The following is a 19921-nucleotide window of genomic DNA, read 5'->3' as shown; positions in this document are numbered from 1 at the left end:
GGCTCGGGCACAGGTGCCCCGTCGTCTCGGACTCGTCCCCCGACGTATTTGCTGGCGAAGATCCACCAACGTTGCTGTATCGCGCTGGTTAGATACTAACCGCCCTGCGGGGGTGGTGCTAACACTTCTTCTTCGGGGGGATCGACGTAGGCGGCCTGGACGACCTCCTTACCGTCCGGCGACACCAGAAGAGCCTGGCCAGGCGGCCGTTTGCGCAGCTTGATCTCGCTCGACGGGAACTCCGTCTTCTCGCCGGAGAGGAACAGCGTCGGGGTTCCGGCGCCGTACGCAGCCCCGACGAACTTGTCCATCGTGGCCCGATGCGCCTGGCTCATCTGGCAGGTCACGATGATGTGCAGGCCGATATCGGCCGCCGCGGGCAGCAGCGGGGCCAGCGGCGCCATCGGCGGAACCATGCCCGACGCGGCCACGATCATGTGCCAGTCGTCGACGAGCAGCACCACGTCGGGCCCACTCCACCACGACCGGGCGCGGAGTTGGGCCGTCGTCAGGTCGGGCGGAGGCAGCCGTTTCTGGAGGTTGGCCGCTAAAGCCTTGATTGCCGCTTCCAACGAGGTGTGGTTGCGGTTCACCGCACCGGCGTCGAGCAGGTGGCTCTGGGGCACCGCATCCAGCAACGCCGAGCGGTAATCGGCCAGCATGAATCGCACTTGCTGGGGGCTGTTGCGCTGGCAGATGGCCTGCGCCACCGCATGGGCGATCGTCGTTTTGCCGGACTTGGGCGCACCGAAGATCAACAGGTGCGGCGTCATCTGCATCTCGTTGTAGGCGACGCTGAGGTCCGACTCGCGCACCCCGAGTGGTACGCGCCACCGGGTGCGGTAGTCGGAATCGGGTCCCGGCGGGGCGGGGTCGAGCTCGTGCAGGTAGACGCGTTCGGGGAGCACCCGGACCTGCGGCGCCTGCACGGTGTGCTGGGCCGCGATCTGCGCGACGGCCGCCGAGATCGCCGGAACGAGGTTGGTGGGGCTGTGCACACCGTCGAGGCGGGGCACGCCCATCATCAGGTGGTGCTTCTCCATCGAGATCGCCCGGCCCGGCCGGTTGGCCGGGATCTCGCGGGTGATGCGGTCGATCTGCGTCTCGTTCACATCACCGAGCCGGAACTCGATCTTGGTGCCCAGGTAGTCGCGGACGCGTGACTTCAACTCGGTCCAGCGCGGTGTCGAGATGATGACGTGCACCCCGAACGCCAGACCCTGCCCGGCCAGATCCTGGACGACCGGTTCGAGGTCGGGGAACTCCGCGACGAACGCCGGCCACCCGTCGATCACCAGGAATACGTCGCCGAACGGATCGGAGGCCGCCGGGTTGGTCGGATCCTCCCGCATCTGCCGGTACCCGGCGATCGACCCGACCCGCAACTCCTTGAACGTCCGCTCTCGTTGGCGCTGAACGGCTTTCACCTCCGCGACGACGCGGTTGACGCGGTCGGGTTCGGCGCGGGTGGCGACACCGCCGACATGCGGCAGATCCTCGAGGTACATCAGGCCGCCGCCGCCGAGGTCGACGCAGTAGAACTGCACGTCACGCGGTGAATGGGTGGCCGCCGCCGACATCATCAGTGTCTGAAGGAACGTCGACTTGCCGGTCTGCGGGGCGCCGCCGACGGCGATGTTTCCACCGGCCGCCGACACGTCGACACCCCAGACCTCCTGGCGGTGCCGTCGGGGTTCGTCCATGATGCCCAGTCCGAACCGCAGCGGCCGGCGCTGATGGTCTCGTGCGACCAGTTCGTTGACCGGCGTCGGATCCGTCAGCGGCGGCAGCCACATCCGGTAGGCACGGGTCTCCCCGGTGGTCAGCTGATCGAGGACGACTTCGCGCAGCACCTTCTGTTCATCGGCCTGCTTCGACGCTGTCATGAGTTCACCGCCGTATCGAAGATCGGTGTCGCGGTGAACTTGTGGATGCGCACCCGGTTGCGGTTGGACTGGCGGGGTTTGACCTCACCGTCCTCCTGGACGGCCGTCGCCGGGACGTACGGATTGCCGGTGTACACGCTCTGGAACTTCACCGGATCCTCCATCCCGACGCGCAGGAAGCCGACGCCGCTCTCCTTGTTGGTGATGTACTGCGCCTCCGGCGTCCCGATCACCGCCTTGGATTCCGCGGAGCTGGTGGTGCGCAACGCGATCCGGTAGGTCAGGTTCGGTTCGAGTTTGTCGATGCGCACGCCGCCGGTGTTCAGCGACTGGGTGGCGAGCAGCAGGTGCACGCGCAGCGACCGGCCCACCCGGCAGATGCGGTCGAAGAGTGCGATGAAGTCCGGATGGTTCTGCAAGAGCTCGGCGAACTCGTCGACGACGACGAAGAGCGTGGGTAGCGGCGGCAGGTCGGCGCCGCGTTCGCGGTGCTTCTCGTATTCCGCAACCCCGGACAGCGCGCCGGCCGCACCGACCTGCATACCGGCCTGCCGCAGGATCGACTGGCGGCGGTCGAGTTCACCGGTGAGCACCTCACCCATCCGGCTGACGAGTTCCGCTTCCTCCTCCATGTTCGTGACCACCGCGGCGGTGTGCGGCAGCTTCTCCATCCCGAGGAATGTCGAACCACCCTTGAAGTCGGTGAGCAGCAGGTTCACCTGGTCGGGGTGGTGGGTGGCGGCAAGCGAAAGGATCAGTGTCCGAAGGAATTCCGACTTACCCGAACCTGTGGTGCCGATCAGCATGCCGTGCGGGCCCGCACCGAATTCGGCGCCCTCCTTGATGTCGAGATACTCGATGTCGCCGGTGCGCAGTTCGTGCCCGAACGGGATCTTCAGCCGGTCGCGGTCGGTGTCGGCGAACATCCGCCAGCGCGCCGGCGTCACCTCCTCGACGGTCTGGGCGCCGACGAGCTGATGCCACTCGGTGGCCACCTTCTTCTGCACCCGCACGTTCTTGTCGATGATCGCGCCGGTGATCGACCACCCCGCCAACTTGCGAGCGATGCGCCCGGCCTGCCCGGCGGTCAGCCGGTCGGTGCCGTTGGTGACCAGCCGGAAGGGCTGGTTGGGCAGCCGGTCGTCGGCGGTGCCGTCGGCCGCCACGCGGATCCGGTAGGTGGAGCCGTTGTGGTTACCGAGGGTGAGCACGGTGACGCCGGCGCGGCCGTCGGCCGGGAAGCCGGCCCGCCCGCCGGTGAGGTCGATGACGACGACGTACGGGCCGCTGGGCACCGAGTCGGCGGTGTGCGGCCCGCGCGCGGTCAGATCGCTCAACCCGTCCGGCCGGGTGAACACCATGCGGGTCGGGCCCGCGGCATCGAGGTCGCTCTGGTGCTGCACGTGCGGCAGCCACTTGAGCCAGCTCCAGTCCGGATCCTCCGGGTTGTCGGTGAGTACGCGCAGCTGCAACAGGTCCGGCGGGTGGAACACCGCCAGGTGGCAGATCATCGCCGCCAGCAGGCCCGCGGACCCGCCGGGGTCGCCGCCGATCGCGATGGTCGGAAACGTCCGCAGCTGAAGGAGTTTCGGGCAGTCGTGGATGAGGCCGTGGGTGCGCAGGAACTTCGTCACCCACATGTGGCTGACCGGTTCGAGGTGCGGCTGCGGGGCGGCCTGCGCACCGGACAGGCCGTTGACGTCGCCGCCGATGGACGGTTTGAGTAGACGGTCCACCGCCGGTTCGGACCCCAGCCCGATACGCGTCGCGGCGAAGAACTCGCTGTTGGCCTGCCGGGACCACTGCCGGTTGGTACCGATGATCGACAGCAGATCCTCGGGATGCGGTGCGTGGTAGTTGAAGAACGTCACCTGCGCGGCCGCCGACGAGGTGACCCGGGTGCGCAGCCCCGAGAGGTACCGCAGGTACTCCTTGCGGTCGGCGTTGATCTCGGGCACGCGTTTGGCGCCCGATCCGCCGCCTGCCATGAAGCCGACCGTGGCCATGACCATCATCAGCGGCATCATCAGCATGTACGGCGACAGCTGCCGCACACCGGTGAACATCATGATCGCGATCATCCCGAGCATGCAGCCGCCCATCACCCACGGCAGCGCACGCTGGATGCCCGACGGCGGGATCTCGACGCCCAGGTCGTCCGGCGGTGTCACGGTGATCTCACCTGGAGTCAGGCGTGGACCCCGCTTGATGATCGGGGTGAACTTCTTCGTCGTCATCTGTCGTCTCCAGTCATCAGCCGCCTCCGGTGCGTGATGTGGCCGGTTGGGCGCCGGCGGCCGCGCCGTCCTCGCCGACCTTGCGCGGGTTGGGGTTCGCGGGCAGGGTGTCGTGTTCGAGCAGCGCCGACTGTTTCGACAGCACCGGCCCGTCGACGAGCAGGCTGACCACCTGCCACGGCGCGGTCAACGGCCCCACCAGGCCGATGTTCTTCGCGGTCTCCTCGTCGGGGAGTCCGTACCGCACGCCCTGCGGGTCGATGTAGTAGAGGCTTTCGCCGTACCGCGGATCCGGGGACTGCAACCGGATGAACTGCCCGCCGTCGATGTACACGGTCGAATCGCCGGTGATCTGCCGGATGCCGGTGTTCAGCGCCGACGCGGCGATGGGCAGGCGCCTGCCGGCGATCACCGTGGTGCGGGGCGCCTGGTCACCGGCGACGCGCTGCCACGACCAGCACAGCGTCGGATCGTCCTCACGCAGCAGGATGTCGAGCGCCTTGTCGGGCAGTGGTGAGACGTACACCTGCTCCGGAATACGGGACACCACACTGGCTTCCACCATCGGCGGCTCGATCAGGCCGTAGGAGTTGGTGGCGCGCAACGCCGCCGCGGTCGGTTCGTTGACCCGGGCCACCCCGTCGGGAAGCACGACGTAGTGCTGCTGCTCGTCGGATTCGGTGACCGTCTTGAACACCGATCCGATCACCAGGTTCGCGGGCAGGCCGGCGGTGTTGGGTTCACCGGCACGCGCCACCTGGGGCAGCTGCCACGGACCGGCGTTCGGCAGCGCGTTGAACAGCCCGTCGGAGATGGGCGTCGCCCGTGCGGTGACGGGGATGCCGACCGCCGAGGTCACCGCCCGGTCGGCCAGGTCGATCGAATGCCGCCCGCCCTCGGTGACCAGCCAGTTGGCGCCCTTGAACGACACCAGCATCCCCTGGTCCGGCCGCAGCGGCCCGACCGTCGAGTCGACCACGAGCGGACGCACCAGCACCGAGGTCTCCACCGTCGGCACCACGCTCTCGGGTTTGGTGACGGTGTCGCACAGCGTCCACATCGATTCGGCCGCACCGGATACCGGCGTCGCATACGGCGCACCGGGGATGCCGATCGGCTGCCCCTTCGACATCCGGTTCAGTTCGTCGGATTTCACCGCGACGGGGGTGCCCGGATTGCCGAGCACGAGCCGCGCCGAGGTCAGGTTGTACACCGGCCGCAGTTCGCCGCCGCCGGGCATCACCACGTAGAGCTGGTTGGTGGTGCGGTCGACGAGCAGCTGGTCACCGCCGCGCTTACCCAGCGGTTTGAAGTACGCCATCAGCGCTGCCCCCAGGCAGATCAGGACCGCGATGATGATGCCGGCACCGACCGCGCGGCTGTAGAACTGCAGCGGATCGTCGAACATGCGGGTGTCGCGGCGCACGATCGCGTGCTCGACGCGGCGCAGCAGGAACCGCCATCCGCTGACCTGCACCTTGGTGGTAAGCCGGAAACTCGCCATCGCTTCACCCGCTGATGTTCAGGCGGGCATGGACGGCAGCGATCGCCGACGCCATGTCCTCACCGTTGATTTCGCTCAACTGCTCGACCCCGAGGCTCTCGAAGTCCAGGGACCGTGCCAACCGCATGTCGCGGCTCTGCTCGCCTGCCTCGACCAGCTGGCGGGCATAGCGACCGTTGCCGGCGATGTCCAGCGCCGGCTTACCGTTCAGCGTGCGCTGGCCGAGCAGTGTCGCCGCCTCGAGCACGAGTTTGGCGGCGTCTTCGTCGACGCTCGAATCGTTGGCCACCGCAATCACTTTCGCAATTTCCACGATTTCCTCGGCGGAGTACGAGTCGAATTCGATGCGGGTGGCGAAGCGCGACCGCAGGCCGTCGTTGGTCTCCAGCAGGCGGTCGATGTCGGCGCTGTAGCCGGCGATGATCACCACCAGGCGGTCGCGGTCGTTCTCCATGCGCGCCAGCAGGGTGTCGAGCGCTTCCGTGCCGAACGGGTCGGCGCGGCCGTCACGCTCCTGCACCAGGGTGTAGGCCTCGTCGATGAACAGCACTCCACCGACAGCACGGTCGATGGTGCGTGCGGTCTTCACCGCGGACTGCCCTTCGTATTCGGCGACGAAATCCTTGCGCGAGGTCTCGACGAGCTTGGGTTCGGAGATCACGCCCAGCCCGGCCAGGATGTTGGCCACCACCCGCGCGATCGTCGTCTTGCCGGTACCGGGCGGCCCTGCGAAGATCATGTGCTTGGAGGTCTGGGCCACCTTCATCCCGCGGGCCGCCCGGATCTTGGCCATCTGGGTGGCGGCGCGGTAGGCCTCGATCTGCTCCTTGACCCGGCTCAGCCCGATCTGGCGGTCGAGTTCGGCCTGTGCCTCGGTGAGCAGTTTCTCCCGCCCGGAGGTGTCGGCCACCACGCTGGCCGGATCCCACGGATCGGTCCGCGCCGCAATCTTCTCGGCGGTGGTGGTCACCACCCGGTACGACGGATCCCGCAGTGCGGCAGTCACCTTCGGTTCCGGATGGGTGGCCTGCAGCCACTCCAACAGCGCGCGGGCGCCGTCCTCGTTCCCCTGGCTGCGGTACGTCATGGCCAGGAACCAGGCGATGGTCGGCGCGCACGCCTGACCGGCGGGTGAGGTGTTCATCTCCGTCAGCCGCCGTTCGGCTTCGGTGAACAGTCCGAGGTTGGCGGCGGCCACGCCGTGCGCCACCCCGGCGGCCGCGGCGAGGAACTTGTCGGGCCAGGTGTTCGCGCCACGAACCTGGTCGATCACGTCGGTCCAGCGTTCCGCCGCACCGTAGATGACGGCCTTCACCCACGCGATCAGGTGGTCGGCACCGCCGGGCGGCACATTGTCGAGCGCCTCCATGGCGTCGGCGAAGTTGCCCTCCTTCGCCTCGTGGACGGCGAACCCGAGCGTGATCGCGAGCGGCGAGGTGATCGGGTAGGTGATCTCCCCGAACAACCCGCCGATCGGGACGCGGGCGGCCAGCGCGTTCATCGAGATCTCGGCGGCACCGGCCAGCTGCCCGAAGTTGTTGCGGGAGTACCACGCCCGGAACAGCGTCACCCGGTCCATGTCGCCGCACCGGATGCGGCCCACCCATGCGTCACAGGCGGTCTCGTCGTAGTTGGTGATGTCGGTGAACAACTCGTAGGAACGAGCGGGCGCGTTGGGCAGCATGCCGACCGCGCTGCCGAACAGGCTGGCCAGGTGATCACTCATGGCTACCTGCATACCTGGTGGCGAAGACCTCGGCGCGGCGTGCCCGGGCTTCTTCGGGTGTGGGCAGATCGAGGTCGCGCTGCAGGAAGTCCCGGGTGGCCGGATCGTCGTGCCCGTGGTCGCGCAGTCCGTCGAGCATGAACTCGTACTGCGCCGACTTGGCGTCCTGGGTGGCCAGTCCCGCGATCACGACGATCTCCTCGGCGAGTTCCTTTTCCGACATGTGCGTCACCCGCGGTGACAGATCGATGTGCTGAACCCGGCCGTCGAGGTAGGTGGAGACGGTGACCGTGCCGGGCGGGTTGGTCACCGTGAACAGTGGCTCTGCTTCGGCCTCCGGATCCTCGGTGGGCACCGTGACGAACGATTCGGCGCCGTCGTCGGCCGGGACGTAGGCGACGAACGCGTCGAGCGCGGTGAGGTCGGACTCGTCGTCAGCGGCGACGGGTTGGTAGAAGTCGAGCGCCGACAGGTCGTCGGCGTCGTCATCGGGGTTGCGCGGCGAATCACCCACCATGGAGGGTTCCGCTCACTCCCCGTGGAAGGCGTCGGCGTCGCTCTGGTCGAACCACGTCTGCGACGGGAGGAAAGCGATCAGCCCGTCGAGCGCCCGCTGCAGGTTCTCCTGAGTGCCGGGCAGGAAGCTGCCGTAGAGCTCGCCGCTGACCCGGCGCGGGATCGACACGATGCGGCCGTGCGGGGAGTCGAGCACACCGGCGGCGACGTCCGCGGTGGTCTGCGTGCCACCGGGGTGGCGTTCTGTCGCAGTGAGTTCCACCCAGCTCGCCGGCTCGCTGATGATCTCGGCGTAGGCGCGCGCAGACGTCAGCGGTATGCCGTAGGCCTGCAGCTCGTTCGCCGTCCGGCACTGCGCCAGCTTGCTGGCCACCCCGGTCAGCGGTTCGACGTCGGCGGGCGCGGCGCCGCCGAGCACCGTCGTCACCATGTTGGCCAGCCCGATCTGGGGGGCGACGCGCTGCAGCACCAGCATCTCGTCGTCCCGGGCGGCGACGACGTGCCGGTCGCCCTTGCGGCACACGACGAAGCGCACCATCTTGCCGCCGACATCGCGACGCCACCAGCGCCCCTCGAGGACCCGGTCGGGCCGGCTCAGGGTGTCGACCATCGAGGCCACCTCGGGGTGCGGGTCACCGTAGAAGTTCAGGACACCCTGTTCGGTGAGATCGCGTGCGACCTGTTCCCAGACGATCTTTCGGAGGTCGGGCTGCGGAATGTTGAGCCGGATGCCGAGCGACGGCGGAAAGTCGATCACGTTCATGCGGTCGGCGATCACCAGCATGCCGTCGATCGTGACTTCGACGGCCACGACGTCGTCGTAGTGGGTGCCGCCGGCGGCGGCCGGCGCACTGGCCATCATCGAACTCCCGCGACGCGCAGATCACCCATCGGTTCCCCAACTCCTCTTCAGCCGATCGGCGCGGCGTGCGGGCCGGCTTCCGTCCTGCATCCTTCGACATTTGCCGCATCCAGCGACAGCGTCGGCGGAACGCCGGGCCGTGCATCACTTCGCCGCAAGTGAGCGTACCAGCGCACCATGCACCTCCAGCGCATGATTTTCCGAGCCGGACCACCGTATCGCCCGGTGCGGGTTTCGGTTGGTCAGCAATATACAACCGCTGCCGCTTATCCCGCTCAACTCTGTGAAATCAATTTCTCAGCGAACGCTCAGGGCGGGCCCTGGGCCGTCGGCGCGGATCCGCGGCCGGCCGGCACGCAAATGCGGTGCCGCGCTGGTTGTGCACCCGGTATAGCCCGTGTCCGGGTCGGGCGTTTTCGTGACTACGCAGCCAACCCCCGGACTCCATAACTTTGCTGATGTTGCGCCGTGATCGGGGCTGCGGGAATCGCGGCCCGGTTGGTTTACTGGACAGGCCGACGTCCGGCTCGTCTGACATCCGGAGGAGACCCCTAGTGACCGACCGTGATGACGCCCTGCGGAGGGAGCTCGGCTGGACCGGTCCGGAGGAAGAGGCCTTCGAACCGGACACCGGACCGTCGAGACCGCGCCCGGCACCGCCGATCCCGCACCGGCCTCCCGTCGACGGGCCGCCGCCCGCGGTTCCCCACGTGTCACCGCCCGATGACGTGCCCACCGTGGTCGGTGACCCGGAACGGCGCGCCAGCTTCCGGGAGACCCAGCAGATGCGGCAGGGGCCGCCCCCACCCCCGCGCCAGCAGCCGACCGGATGGGGTCCGCCGCCGGACTGGCAGGTCCCCCCGCGCGGTCCGCGGCCGTCTGCCGGTCCGCCGCCGCCCGGTCCACCGCCGATGGGGCCCCCGCCGCAGCAGGCGTGGCCTCAGGAGGGATACGGGCCACCCGGCCCGATGGGCGCACCCCCCGGCTCCTATGCCGACCGCATCCGGGTCAACGACCTGGTGCCGCCGCGCCGCACCCCACCGGCACGGGGATGGCGCCGCTGGGTGTTCACCCTCAGCTTCGGTCTGATCAACCCCGGCCAATCCCCCGACGAGCTCGCCCAGATCCACCTCGAGAACCAGATCCGGGGCATGCTCCGCGGGCATTTCAAGGTCGGCGTGATGGGCAAGGGCGGCGTCGGTAAGACGACCGTCTCGGCCAGCATCGGCTCGGTGTTCGCCGAACTCCGGCAGGACGACCGCGTGGTCGCCATCGACGCCGACACCGCCTTCGGCAAATTGGGCAGCCGGGTCGATCCTCATGCGCAAGGCTCTTACTGGGAACTCGCGTCCGATCAACACATCGAATCGTTCGCCGATGTGCGCAACCGCGTCGGCAACAATGCGGCCGGGCTGTTCGTCCTCGCCGGCGAGGGCTCTCCGGCACGTCGGCGGGTGCTCGATCCGGCGATCTACCGCGAAGCCACCTCGCGCCTCGACCGGTACTTCTCCATCTCGGTCGTGGACTGCAGTTCCACCATGGACTCCCCCGTCACCCAAGAGGTGCTGCGTGATCTCGACGCGTTGATCGTGGTCTCCTCCCCCTGGGTGGACGGCGCGGCCGCGGCCGGTCAGACGCTGGACTGGCTGGCGGCCAGGAGCATGACCGGACTACTCCAGCGAACCGTGGTGGTGCTCAACGACTCTGACGGCCACGCCGACAAGCGAACCCGGTCGATCCTGGCGCAACAGTTTGCGGGACACGGCCAGCGGGTCATCGAGATCCCGTTCGACGGGCATCTGCGGCCGGGCGGGGTGATCGGCGGGACGCGGGAGATGTCGCCCGCCGTGCGCCGGAAGTTCCTCGAACTCGCAGCAGCGCTGGCCGAGCACTTCCCGTCGACGGACGACCGCTCCCGGGAACGCGGCTGAGGCCGGCGACCTGGCGCCCGGGGGTGCCCAGCAACGTCATCATTTGCTACGTTCGCTACAGGGACCTCCTCCAGGAACGGGGGGAGTCGGCCGTAGGACGACTGAGGAGTGAACCACGTTGAAGATCACCACTGTTTTTGTAGCAACCGCCGCGGCAGCGGCAGCAGGTGCGGTCATCGCCGCGCCGATCGCCGGAGCGGAAGCCGGGGCGCCGGCGGGCCCCGCAGTCCACGAGATCGGCCAGCAGGCCGACCTGGTCAACGGTGCCGTCGTGCAGGGCTGGACCGTCACCGATTTGAAGGCCAGCACCGATACCATCCCCTACACCGTGCGCGGAACGCTGTGGGAGGCCACCGCCACCGACGAGGCGGTCCAGGGAGCGGCCATCCCGATCGTCTCGAACTTCAACGCGCGGGCGAAGAACGGTGAGACCTACCGGGCGCTGTGGCAGGTCGCCACCCCGCAGGGCGTCAACCCGGCCACCCTCGGCCAGGGCCAGGAGACCACCGGCAAGCTGTACTTCGACGTCACCGGCGCCCAGCCGGACAGCGTCGTCTACAACGACGGCGGGCAGGACCTGCTGCTGTGGGTGCAGCCGGCTCCGTCGAGCACGCCGTCCAGCCCTCGGTCGAGCTCCTCACCGTCGGGCAGCGCCACCTCGTCGGCGCCGCAGGCCGCCGAGGCGACTCCGCCGGCTGCCGCCGAAGCCGTCGAACCGGTCGAACCCGGCGCTCCGGGCGCCCCCGCGCCTGCCTCCGCCGAGCTCGTCCCGGCCCCCGCCAGCGCTGGCACCCCGCTGCCGGCCACCAGCGCAGGGACTCCGTTGCCTGCCACCAGCGCGGGCACCCCGTTGCCGGCCACCAGCGCGGGCACGCCGCTTCCGGTCGGCGCGCAGGGCACCCCGGTGCCGGCGGGTAGCCAGGGCACCCCGGCTCTGGCCCCGGCGCCTGCGGCTCCCGCAGTCCCGGCAGCTCCCGCAGTCCCGGCAGCTCCCGCAGTCCCGGCAGCTCCCGCAGTCCCGGCACCGCAGCCCGCGAGCAACGGCCCCGCGCCCATTCCGGTGAGCACCGGCGATCAGGCACCGGTGCCGCACGGCGGACTGGTGCTGCCGACGCCCACCCCTGTGCCCTGACACCGCTTTTCGACCAAACAGCGGGGCGGCCTGCGGCGAAAGCCGCGGTCAGCCCCGCTGTGCTGTCTGCGGGCCGTCGATCAGGAGTGTGAGGTCCACCAGGTGTAGAGCTGGTCGAGGGTGGGGCCCTGCGGACCGGACTTCACGACCGCCACGAGCGCCGCGTCGGTGTTGGTCCAGGCAACCACCGGCCGATCGGCCTGCAGTCCGCAGAAGAGCACACCGGCGACCTTCTGCGGTGTGGCGATGCGCCGCCACGGTCCGGGCGATTGGATGTTCCCCGGACACGTGACGATCGAGGAGGCCTCGACGACATCGTTGAACGCCGCGTCCAGCGCGGTGTCGTCGGTGGCGATCGTGTAGGTGGCCGACGGCGGACCACCCGGGTCCGCGTTCGCCTCGCACGACGCCACCGCGAGCGCCCCCGTGGGCGGGCTCTGCATCTCGCAGGCGTCGGCGGCGTAGCCACGCGGAAGCACTCCGCGCAGCGTGGCCTCGGCGCGCGGATCGGCGCTGCGGGTGGGTGACGGGGTGGTGGGGCCGTCGGCCGAATCGCCGCCGTCCCCGGACGGCAGGAGCAGCCAAACCACCACGCCGACGAGGATGACGCCCACTATCGCGGCGGCCACCAGCCACACCGGTTTCTTCTCCTGCGGCGGCGCCACCTGCGACCGCGGGACGACAGGGGGCGGCGTGCTGTAACCGGGCGACCAGCCACCGTCGGGGGCGGGCGGACCGGCCGCAGCCGGGGGGTAACCGGCCTCGTGCGGTGCGGGTGGGGTGTAGTGGTCGGGCGCCGGGACGGGATCAGGATCGGGATCGGGATCGACGGTCTGCCCCGCGTCGATCGGCTGGTCGATCGGCTGGTCGACGGGGTCGGCCGGGGGCTCCTGATCGAACTGCGGCTCCGGTTCGGACTCCGCGACCGGATCCGCCAGCGGCTCCCACAGCGGCGCATGAACCGGCTCCGAGACGGGCCCGGCATCCGGTGGGCCGTCGTCGTTCACTGCGTCGGAGTCGGGGGCGGGGCCGGTGGCCCAGGGATCCGAGGACGGGGGCGGAGGCGGCCACGTCATGTCCGGACCTCCGCGTGCCTCGTATTCACTTCACGACCCCCACTCGGGCGAACCGGGAAACGTACCCATGAGAGCGTAGTGGGCCGCACGCCGCGGCGGGGCTGTCGCATCAGTCGAGCTCACCGATCAGTGCCTCGATCGCAGCCGCCGCCGCGGGGGTGACCGGCCGCTCGGCCTCGGCGCCCGCGATGTCGTCGTCGGAAACCCCTGCGGCCTGAGCGGTTTCGTCGATCGTCAGGTTGGCGCGCCGCCGGGCTGCGTACAGCCGCTGCCCCAGGGTGGCGCCCGGTGCGGCCGCGGCCAGCATGGTCAGTTCGTCGATGCGACGGCGGACCGCGCTGAGCGCTTTGATCAGTGCGGGGGTCACCTTGCTGATCCGCGCGGCACGCGCGGCGACGGCCTCGAGCTGCCGCAGGTCGGACAAGATCGCGCTCACCCGGGGCGTGAAGTCCTCGTCGTCGACCGGCGGCAGTGTCTCCGCGGTGCCGCCGAGCGTGTGGACGGCGGTCACGACCGCTTGCGCGATCAACGGTACGTCGTCGCCACCGGTGGCGATCACGGCCTCGGTGCGTTCGCCGGTGCTGATCGGTTCACCGCGGCGCAGCCTCGCGATGGTTCCGGGGGGCCAGCGCAGGACCTCTTCCAACTTTGCCCGCGTGCGTTCGCGCGGCCAGCTTCGGCCCTTTTCGAAGGCGATGAGGGCCCCGGCGTTGATGATGCCGTCGGCGGCGAGACTGCGCTGACTGATGTCGAGCTGCCGGCGCCGCGCTGCCGCCGCGGAGCCGGCGCGCGCCACCCCAGGGTCGAGGACGCCGGTGGCCTCGTCGATCGACTCCGCGTTGGTCATGGACGGCGCAAATCCTCGCTGGCTGGACGGCGGCTCGGTGCCGCAATAGTAACCGCGGGAACCGCCAACGCTATGACTCGGTTCGCGATCCGACCACGAATCCGTATCGAAGCTACACCTTCGGGAACGCAGGTAGCGGCGTAACGCTTCAGTTTGCGGGCACCAAACCGTTGCACCCCGACGCACCGGGCGGCTATTTATCGAGTTCACCGGGCTGTTAAGCCGCCCCTAAAGCGTCGCAGTTGTCGAAGCGCTTCGGTCAGTCGCGCTCAAACCGTTGCATCGCTACGGTTATTGCTATAGATTCCTCCTCAACGCGAGGCGCTGGCCCGCACGGCTTGTCCAAAGGAGTAACCCATGAGCAACGTGACCTTTCTGGAGATCCCGGTCGGCGCCTGCACACGCGATCCGGAGCGTTGGACCACGACGGCCGACGAAGAGGCCAAGGCGATCTGCCGGGGCTGCCCGCGCCGCTGGATGTGCGCCCGCGATGCGGTGGAGTTGCCCCGCGCCGAGGGTCTGTGGGCCGGCATCGTGATCCCGGAAGCCGGTCGTGGGCGCACCTTTGCGCTGAAGCAGCTTCGTTCGCTGGCCGAGCGCAACGGCTACCCTGTCCGCGCGATCCGCCGGGTGTTCCCCGAATCCGCCTGACCGCACCGCCCTTCCGCTGCCGCGTCCCGGGGGTCGGCGGCGGACGGGTCGGAATACCTGGGCAGGGGTGGCCGTTACATCATTCGACGGTGCCGGGCATGCCCCGGGCCCCAAACCAGAAAAGTCGCTTCGAGCGACCACTCGCCGAGAGGCGCAGGCGGCACCGTCCCCAAACTTCTCACCGTCCGTCGAGCGCGGCGATCGCCGCGGCGACCGCGACCATGAACTCGTCGACCTCCCCGCCGTGAAAACCACGCCGGCCGATCGGCGGCTTCGGAAAACGGATCGCCCGCACGTCGTCGGCGCACAGGTGGCCGCGGCCCTCGAGGCGGCGCGCGGTCAGCGCCAGGAAATCCTTGACCGACTTCGGGTCGTAGCCCCGCTTACCCCACGGTGGCGTCGAGAAGGTGGCGCTACGGAGGGCGTCAGCGGTCAACCCGCGTGATGGCTCGCTCATCGCCTGCGATGTTAAAGCGGCGGAATTCGTTCGCGTGGCACATCACTCATCCCCAGCGCGCCGGTTGTCCACAGGGCGTCGCGCAGAAGCCTCCCGCTGTCGGGCCCGCGGCTTAGCGTGCGGGGCATGACGAACTGGATCAGCACCATGAGCCGCGACCACGTCGAACGTGGTGTGCGTGGCCGCTTCACTCAAGCGAATCACGGCAAACCCCACGCCCTGAGGCGCATGTCCCGCGGCGACTGGATCGCCTTCTACTCACCCCGCGTCAGCCATCCCGACGGCGAGACACTGCAGGCGTTCACCGCCATCGGACAGGTCGTCGACGACGAGCCGTATCCGGTCGACATCCCACCGGACGTCGAGCGGTGGCGGCGCAATGTCGACTTCCTCGACTGTGTGGAGACACCGATCCGCCCGCTGATCGACAGCCTCGACTTCGTCGAGAACAAGCAGCGGTGGGGCTACAAGTTCCGCTTCGGCGTCTTCCGCGTCGACGATCACGACTTCGAGATCATCCGCGCCGCGATGACCGGGGCACGCCAACTGGTTGCGGCAGCGACGATCAGCGACGAGCCAGGCGGGGTACCCCCACGGACAGCACCACCGCCGAATGACACCGATTGATCGAGGAGACCCCGTGACCACCGACAAGACCGGCGCGCCCACCACCGTCACCGCCGAGGCGGACCGCTTCACCATCGGCCTGGAGGGGCAGACGGTCGGTTTCGCCGAGTTCACCGACCGCGACGGTCAGCGGGTGTTCACCCACACCGAGGTCGAGGGCGAATTCGAAGGCCGTGGTCTGGCCACCATCCTCGTGGGCGAAGCGCTGGAGCAGACGCGCTCGGCGGGCAAGCGGATCGTCCCCGCGTGCGCGCTGGTCGCCGACTACGTCGAGAAGCACGACGAATTCGCCGACGTCGTCGACCCCGTCGACGGCTGACGTGACGCGCCGCGCCGCACGGTAGCCGCACACCGTTAGGGTCGGCGCGGTGACCACGAACCGTCCCTGCGCGCCGGCGTTCTTCGTTCAAGACGGTGACACCTACATCCCCACCACCATCGCCCGCGGCCCGTGGGGTGAGACGGTGAGCGGAACCTACGTCGGCGGTCTCCTCGGCCATGTCGTCGAACGCGACACCGACCCCGATCCCGAAGTGCACCCGGCCCGCTTCACCGTCGACCTGCTGCGCCCGGTCGCGATGGCGCCGGTCGACACCCGGTCGAGTGTCGTGCGGCGCGGGCGCAGGCTGTGGCTGGTCGACGCGGAACTGGTTCAGGCCGGCACCGTCGTCGCGCGCGCGAGTGCGCTGTTCCTGCGCCGCGGCCCCCAGCCACCTGACGACGCCTGGCCGGGTGCGGTGAGTATGCCGCCGCTACCGCCTGATCCGGCCGAGATCGGCGACCGCACCACGGTGCTGTGGGTGTTCGGCGGCGCGGATCCCACCACCCCGACCGCCGACCTGCGCGGGTGGCAGCAGGCCGGGCCGAAATCGGTGTGGGTGCGGGAGATCACGCCGCTGGTCGACGGTGTCGAACTGAGCCCTTTCGTGCGCGCCGCGGTCGCCGGCGACTACGCCAGCTCGCTGACCAACTTCGGGTCCACCGGCCTGCCGTTCATCAACGCCGACTACACGCTGTCACTGAGCCGACTGCCCGCCGGACCCCACCTCGGCCTCGCCTCGCTCACCCATCAGAGCGACGACGGCATCTCGACCGGGGTGGCCACGGTGTTCGACCATCTCGGTCCGATCGGCAGCGCCACGGTGACCGCGCTCGCCAACCCCGGGTTCTCGCCGGCGCTCAGCGGGGCTGCAGGAGGATGACGGGAATCTCCCGCTCGGTCCAGCGCTGGTAGGTGTCGAAGTCCGCGTAGACCTCGACCAGCTCGGGCCACAGCCGGGCCCGCTGCTCGGCGTCGGCGACGACGGCCCGCACGGGGCGGCGCTCGGCGCCGATCTGGACGAAGGCCTCCGGGTTCGCGACGAGGTTGCGGTACCACTGCGGATGCTCCGGCCGTCCGCCCTGCGACGCGACGATCACCACGTCTTCGCCGTCGCGCATGTACAGCAGCGGGGTGACGAACACCTTGCCGGACTTGCGGCCGCGGTGTTCGAGAAGCATGGTCGGCACCGGCTTGCGGAATCCGGCGCCGATGCGCCACCTACCGCCGACCCGCCCGCCGGTGCGTCGGTACACCCACACGTGGGCCTTGCCCACGACCTTGAAGATCTTCGGCAGCAGCGGGGAGTCCAGCTGCTTGGGGCGCGGGGGCGTGTTCACTGCTCCCCCAGGTACTGGGCGGTGCTGCCGCTCAACGGCATCTCGGGCATCCCGAGCTTGCGGTGGTCCCAGCTGCGCATCCGTTCCGACACCACGCGCACCGCGATCCGGTTGTGCATCATCTGGTCGACGAACGGCTTCGTCTCGTCGCTGTAGGGACCGGTGTAGCGCTCCCACACGCTGATCCCCACGCGCAGAAGCAGATCGGGGTCCGAGTCGACGATCTCCGCGCGGCCGTCGATGGAGACACCGCGCAGCGTGTTGTAGGTCAGACCGTCCTCGATCATCACCGTCAGCGTCGGGTCGCGGCGGAGGTTGACCGCCTTCTGCGATTTGGCCTTCGTCTCGAACCAGATCTCCCCGTCGAGCACCGCGTACCACATCGCGACCAGGTGCGGCCGGCCGCCGGGCAGCACGGTGGCCAGCGTCGCGGTCCGGCTGTGGTCGATGAATTCTGCGATCTCGGCGTCGGACATCACGATCTTCGTCCGTTCGTTCTTGCCCACGGTGTATGCCTATCAGGCCGGCGCCGCCGCCGTCACGGGAGTGCGGCGTTCAGCGGGCGGCGAGCCGACGGACGAGCGCCTCGAGGGCGGCCGATTCCGTCGGGTCCACGTAGCGCCCCGATTCGGCGTCGGTGACGGCGTCGACGCTCACCCCCGCGACGTCCGCGGTCTCCTCGACGGTCAACTCCGCGCTGTGCCTCGCGGCATAGAGCCGCCGGCTCAACGGTGCGCCCGGGGCCTGCGCCGCCCGCACCATCAGCTCGTTGTAGGTGCGACGGATGTCGCTGAGCACGACCGCGGCGTCCGGTCGGTGGGTCGTCTTCCCGGCGTTGCGCGCCATGGTCTCCAGCCCGCGCAGGTCGAACAGCAGCGCGGTGACGTAGTCGTCGTATCCCGAATCATGCTGTGGCGGAGCGCTTTCGATACGCGCCCTGACGTTGCCGAGCGCGATGTCGGCGGCGTCGACCATGACCGCCGTCTGCACGGTGTCGGACAGGATCTCGGTGCTCTCGTCCTCGGGTGCCGCGCTGCCGGCGCGCACCGCGGCGACGACGCCCGCCGGCCATTTCAGGAACTGCTCGATGCGGGCCCGCACGTCCTCGGACGGCCACAGTCGCCCGGCCTCGAAATCCGCCAACGCCTGCTGGTCGATGATCCCGTCGGCCTCGAGGCGGCGCCGGGAGTGGCCGAGTTCCTCGCGACGGTCGGCGACGGCAGCACCGGCGCGCGCGATGCCGACGTCGATGTCGATGTCGATGTCGACGGCTGTCGCGGTGCCTGCCCCCGTGTCGTCCACCGTCAACGTCACCGCCGTCCCCTCGGCGTGGCCCAACCGCACGGTCGCCGTGTCGTGGACATCGACCGAATCGACGCGTCGACCGTCGACGAACATGCCGTTGGTGCTGCCCGCGTCGGTCACCACCCAGTGGCCGCCGCTGACGTCGACCCGGGCGTGGATGCGCGAGATGCACGGGTCGTCGACCCTGATCTGCGCCGGCAGTTCCCGCCCGATCAGTATCGGCGCGTCGCCCGGGCCGATGCTGTACGGATCGTCACCGCATCGGATCCGCAGCGCGGGAACGGCTTCGCCAGCCACCTGCACCATGGACCCCCCTGCGATCGGTTCGCCCTGCGATGCTAACCGCTCAGAGGAAGCCGTAGGGCGCGGTCACCCACCTCACCGGGTCGACCGTCCGGAACGGCGCGATCCCGCGCGAATGCAGCCGGTTGCCGCTGGGCGGCGCGCCGAGGGCGGAGACGGCGAAGTACCGGTGCGGCAGGCGGGTGCCCGTGGACGGGTTCTCCACCGCCGCGACGATGGCCCCGCCGTGCAACCGGGTGAGCAGGCTGCGCACCTCCTCGTGCAGCAGCTGGCCGTCGGTCTCGTCGTACTGCTGCGCATCCGACGGGTCGCGCAGATACGCCGCGCCGGCGTTGGACATGATCAGGCTCCACTCGGAACCCTCGACGTCGCGCAGCACCCGCAGCGCGTCGAACTTCGACACGATGACGGCGAGTTTGGGCTGCGCGGGGCCGACCGCGTGCAGCACGTTGTTCAGCACCGCACGGGGGTCGCCGCCGCTGAACGCCTGCGCCGGGAGCAGGTCGTGGAGTTGATCGCGAATCCCCTTGATCCGCAACGGATCGAACATGAAGAACACCGCGTCGGCGTTGCCGAAGAACCGGAACGGCGGGGTGTACAGATCGCCGGACTCCAGGTCCTCACCCGCGACGTCACGCAGGACGAGGTACCGCCGGACGCCGTGCCACACCCCGATCCCGTAGATCAGCGGTTCGCGTTGATGCGACGCCTGGGTCTGCACCGTCGGGGTCGGCGGCACGAGCCCGCGCTGTACGTAGAGCGGTGTCTCGTAGTTCATGGTGTAGGCCACCGCGGTCGCGCGGGTGGCCGGCTGCATGGAGACCCCGAGGTGTTCGCACAGCAGCTCGAGCTGTTTGACCAGCACGCCGATGTAGAGGCTCTTACCCGTGGCGCGGGCGCCGGCCATCGCGATGCAGATGGCGTGCCCGCTGCGCCACTCGTCGGGCAGCATGAAGTGGCAGACCGGGCAGATCTCCACCGCCGGACCCTGCAGCGCCTGGCTGGCTTCGCTCAGCGGCGGCGGCGGGCCGGCGTAGCCGGGCGGCCGGGCCCACGTGTAGAGCGCCCCCGAATCCGCCGGCGCACCCAGGTACGCCGAGGCGAGGTCGTCGCGGTAGCGGGTCCCGCCGGCCTGGGGCGGCAGCGTCCACAGATGCTGGTTGGGATCCAGCACGGAGAAGCACCGCGGGCATTTCGTCACG

Annotated in this window: 18 protein-coding genes and 1 pseudogene; 6 read left to right on the top strand and 13 right to left on the bottom strand. The window is 69.4% G+C overall.

Annotation, left to right across the window (positions count from 1 at the left end):
- Window positions 1–95 precede the first annotated feature (95 nt).
- From eccCb to I7X18_RS00580, 6 genes are read right to left on the bottom strand one after another with little or no spacing between them, the layout of a single operon-like run.
- Window positions 96–1886 carry a type VII secretion protein EccCb gene (eccCb, locus tag I7X18_RS00605; RefSeq protein WP_193045194.1) on the bottom strand — a complete coding sequence of 597 codons (1791 nt, stop codon included), beginning with the start codon at window positions 1884–1886 and terminating at the stop codon, window positions 96–98.
- Entirely contained in the window at window positions 1883–4123 is a 2241-nt protein-coding gene (gene eccCa, locus I7X18_RS00600; RefSeq protein WP_193045195.1) for a type VII secretion protein EccCa, read from the bottom strand. The genes eccCb and eccCa overlap by 4 nt, the downstream gene beginning before the upstream one ends.
- A 16-nt stretch (window positions 4124–4139) precedes the next feature.
- Window positions 4140–5627: a type VII secretion protein EccB gene (eccB, locus tag I7X18_RS00595; RefSeq protein ID WP_193045196.1), complete on the bottom strand. Its 1488-nt coding sequence runs from the start codon at window positions 5625–5627 to the stop codon at window positions 4140–4142.
- A gap of 4 nt (window positions 5628–5631) precedes the next feature.
- A complete protein-coding gene (gene eccA / locus I7X18_RS00590) occupies window positions 5632–7353 on the bottom strand; it encodes a type VII secretion AAA-ATPase EccA (protein ID WP_193045197.1) in 1722 nt (573 codons plus the stop codon).
- The gene (locus I7X18_RS00585) at window positions 7346–7870 is read right to left on the bottom strand and encodes a YbaB/EbfC family DNA-binding protein (RefSeq protein WP_226863273.1); all 525 of its coding nucleotides are present in this window, start codon (window positions 7868–7870) and stop codon (window positions 7346–7348) included. Before I7X18_RS00585 ends, eccA begins: the two co-directional genes overlap by 8 nt.
- A 12-nt stretch (window positions 7871–7882) precedes the next feature.
- Entirely contained in the window at window positions 7883–8731 is an 849-nt protein-coding gene (locus tag I7X18_RS00580; protein ID WP_193045198.1) for an ESX secretion-associated protein EspG, read from the bottom strand.
- Window positions 8732–9285: 554 nt separating this feature from the next.
- Here I7X18_RS00580 and I7X18_RS00575 point away from each other — a divergent pair.
- Together I7X18_RS00575 and I7X18_RS00570 are read left to right on the top strand one after the other, a co-directional pair.
- Window positions 9286–10662: a MinD/ParA family ATP-binding protein gene (locus tag I7X18_RS00575; RefSeq protein WP_193045199.1), complete on the top strand. Its 1377-nt coding sequence runs from the start codon at window positions 9286–9288 to the stop codon at window positions 10660–10662.
- Between the two features lie 118 nt (window positions 10663–10780).
- Window positions 10781–11794, top strand: coding sequence for an MPT63 family protein (locus tag I7X18_RS00570; protein WP_193045200.1), 1014 nt, complete (start codon window positions 10781–10783; stop codon window positions 11792–11794).
- Window positions 11795–11874: 80 nt separating this feature from the next.
- Here the strand turns inward: I7X18_RS00570 and I7X18_RS00565 are convergent, their stop codons facing one another.
- A complete protein-coding gene (locus I7X18_RS00565; protein ID WP_193045201.1) occupies window positions 11875–12870 on the bottom strand; it encodes a hypothetical protein in 996 nt (331 codons plus the stop codon).
- Between the two features lie 109 nt (window positions 12871–12979).
- Window positions 12980–13717: a helix-turn-helix domain-containing protein gene (locus tag I7X18_RS00560; protein WP_193045202.1), complete on the bottom strand. Its 738-nt coding sequence runs from the start codon at window positions 13715–13717 to the stop codon at window positions 12980–12982.
- A gap of 357 nt (window positions 13718–14074) precedes the next feature.
- On the opposite strand from I7X18_RS00560, the gene I7X18_RS00555 reads away from it, so the two are divergent.
- Window positions 14075–14368 (top strand): WhiB family transcriptional regulator, encoded by a 294-nt coding sequence (locus I7X18_RS00555; RefSeq protein WP_193045203.1) that lies wholly within the window; start codon window positions 14075–14077, stop codon window positions 14366–14368.
- Window positions 14369–14546: 178 nt separating this feature from the next.
- On the opposite strand, the gene I7X18_RS00550 is transcribed toward I7X18_RS00555, so the two are convergent.
- Window positions 14547–14825, bottom strand: coding sequence for a DivIVA domain-containing protein (locus I7X18_RS00550; RefSeq protein WP_193045204.1), 279 nt, complete (start codon window positions 14823–14825; stop codon window positions 14547–14549).
- A 126-nt stretch (window positions 14826–14951) separates the two neighbouring features.
- On the opposite strand from I7X18_RS00550, the pseudogene I7X18_RS00545 reads away from it, so the two are divergent.
- The 3 genes and pseudogenes from I7X18_RS00545 to I7X18_RS00535 all read left to right on the top strand — a co-directional run.
- Window positions 14952–15359 (top strand): annotated as a pseudogene (locus tag I7X18_RS00545) (EVE domain-containing protein); the annotation flags it as partial.
- A gap of 106 nt (window positions 15360–15465) precedes the next feature.
- Window positions 15466–15771 (top strand): GNAT family N-acetyltransferase, encoded by a 306-nt coding sequence (locus I7X18_RS00540; protein WP_193045206.1) that lies wholly within the window; start codon window positions 15466–15468, stop codon window positions 15769–15771.
- A gap of 49 nt (window positions 15772–15820) precedes the next feature.
- The gene (locus tag I7X18_RS00535; protein ID WP_193045207.1) at window positions 15821–16654 is read left to right on the top strand and encodes an acyl-CoA thioesterase domain-containing protein; all 834 of its coding nucleotides are present in this window, start codon (window positions 15821–15823) and stop codon (window positions 16652–16654) included.
- On the opposite strand, the gene I7X18_RS00530 is transcribed toward I7X18_RS00535, so the two are convergent.
- Genes I7X18_RS00530 through I7X18_RS00515 form a run of 4 tightly spaced genes read right to left on the bottom strand, consistent with a single transcriptional unit; the run spans window position 16632 to window position 19920 of the window.
- Window positions 16632–17111, bottom strand: a complete 480-nt coding sequence (locus I7X18_RS00530) for a nitroreductase family deazaflavin-dependent oxidoreductase (RefSeq protein WP_193045208.1) — start codon at window positions 17109–17111, stop codon at window positions 16632–16634. The two genes, I7X18_RS00535 and I7X18_RS00530, sit on opposite strands and share 23 nt — an antisense overlap.
- Complete coding sequence (locus I7X18_RS00525) at window positions 17108–17617, bottom strand: pyridoxamine 5'-phosphate oxidase family protein (protein ID WP_193045209.1); 510 nt, start codon at window positions 17615–17617, stop codon at window positions 17108–17110. Before I7X18_RS00525 ends, I7X18_RS00530 begins: the two co-directional genes overlap by 4 nt.
- Window positions 17618–17666: 49 nt before the next feature.
- On the bottom strand, window positions 17667–18722 hold the full coding sequence (locus tag I7X18_RS00520) for an FHA domain-containing protein (protein WP_193045210.1): 1056 nt from the start codon (window positions 18720–18722) through the stop codon (window positions 17667–17669).
- Window positions 18723–18762: 40 nt separating this feature from the next.
- The gene (locus tag I7X18_RS00515; protein ID WP_193045211.1) at window positions 18763–19920 is read right to left on the bottom strand and encodes a hypothetical protein; all 1158 of its coding nucleotides are present in this window, start codon (window positions 19918–19920) and stop codon (window positions 18763–18765) included.
- Window position 19921: the final 1 nt, after the last annotated feature.

Origin of the sequence: Mycolicibacterium baixiangningiae, assembly GCF_016313185.1 — a bacterium.
Classification (GTDB): Bacteria; Actinomycetota; Actinomycetes; order Mycobacteriales; family Mycobacteriaceae; genus Mycobacterium; species Mycobacterium baixiangningiae.
This window is presented reverse-complemented; position numbering and strand designations above follow the sequence as displayed.

What these genes read in the sequence shown, in the direction of transcription:
- eccCb (WP_193045194.1), bottom strand. Translation starts at nt 1,886, where the DNA reads ATGACAGCGTCGAAGCAGGCCGATGAACAGAAGGTGCTGCGCGAAGTC.
- eccCa (WP_193045195.1), bottom strand. Translation starts at nt 4,123, where the DNA reads ATGACGACGAAGAAGTTCACCCCGATCATCAAGCGGGGTCCACGCCTG.
- eccB (WP_193045196.1), bottom strand. Translation starts at nt 5,627, where the DNA reads ATGGCGAGTTTCCGGCTTACCACCAAGGTGCAGGTCAGCGGATGGCGG.
- eccA (WP_193045197.1), bottom strand. Translation starts at nt 7,353, where the DNA reads ATGAGTGATCACCTGGCCAGCCTGTTCGGCAGCGCGGTCGGCATGCTG.
- I7X18_RS00585 (WP_226863273.1), bottom strand. Translation starts at nt 7,870, where the DNA reads ATGGTGGGTGATTCGCCGCGCAACCCCGATGACGACGCCGACGACCTG.
- I7X18_RS00580 (WP_193045198.1), bottom strand. Translation starts at nt 8,731, where the DNA reads ATGATGGCCAGTGCGCCGGCCGCCGCCGGCGGCACCCACTACGACGAC.
- I7X18_RS00565 (WP_193045201.1), bottom strand. Translation starts at nt 12,870, where the DNA reads ATGACGTGGCCGCCTCCGCCCCCGTCCTCGGATCCCTGGGCCACCGGC.
- I7X18_RS00560 (WP_193045202.1), bottom strand. Translation starts at nt 13,717, where the DNA reads ATGACCAACGCGGAGTCGATCGACGAGGCCACCGGCGTCCTCGACCCT.
- I7X18_RS00555 (WP_193045203.1), top strand. Translation starts at nt 14,075, where the DNA reads ATGAGCAACGTGACCTTTCTGGAGATCCCGGTCGGCGCCTGCACACGC.
- I7X18_RS00550 (WP_193045204.1), bottom strand. Translation starts at nt 14,825, where the DNA reads ATGAGCGAGCCATCACGCGGGTTGACCGCTGACGCCCTCCGTAGCGCC.
- I7X18_RS00520 (WP_193045210.1), bottom strand. Translation starts at nt 18,722, where the DNA reads ATGGTGCAGGTGGCTGGCGAAGCCGTTCCCGCGCTGCGGATCCGATGC.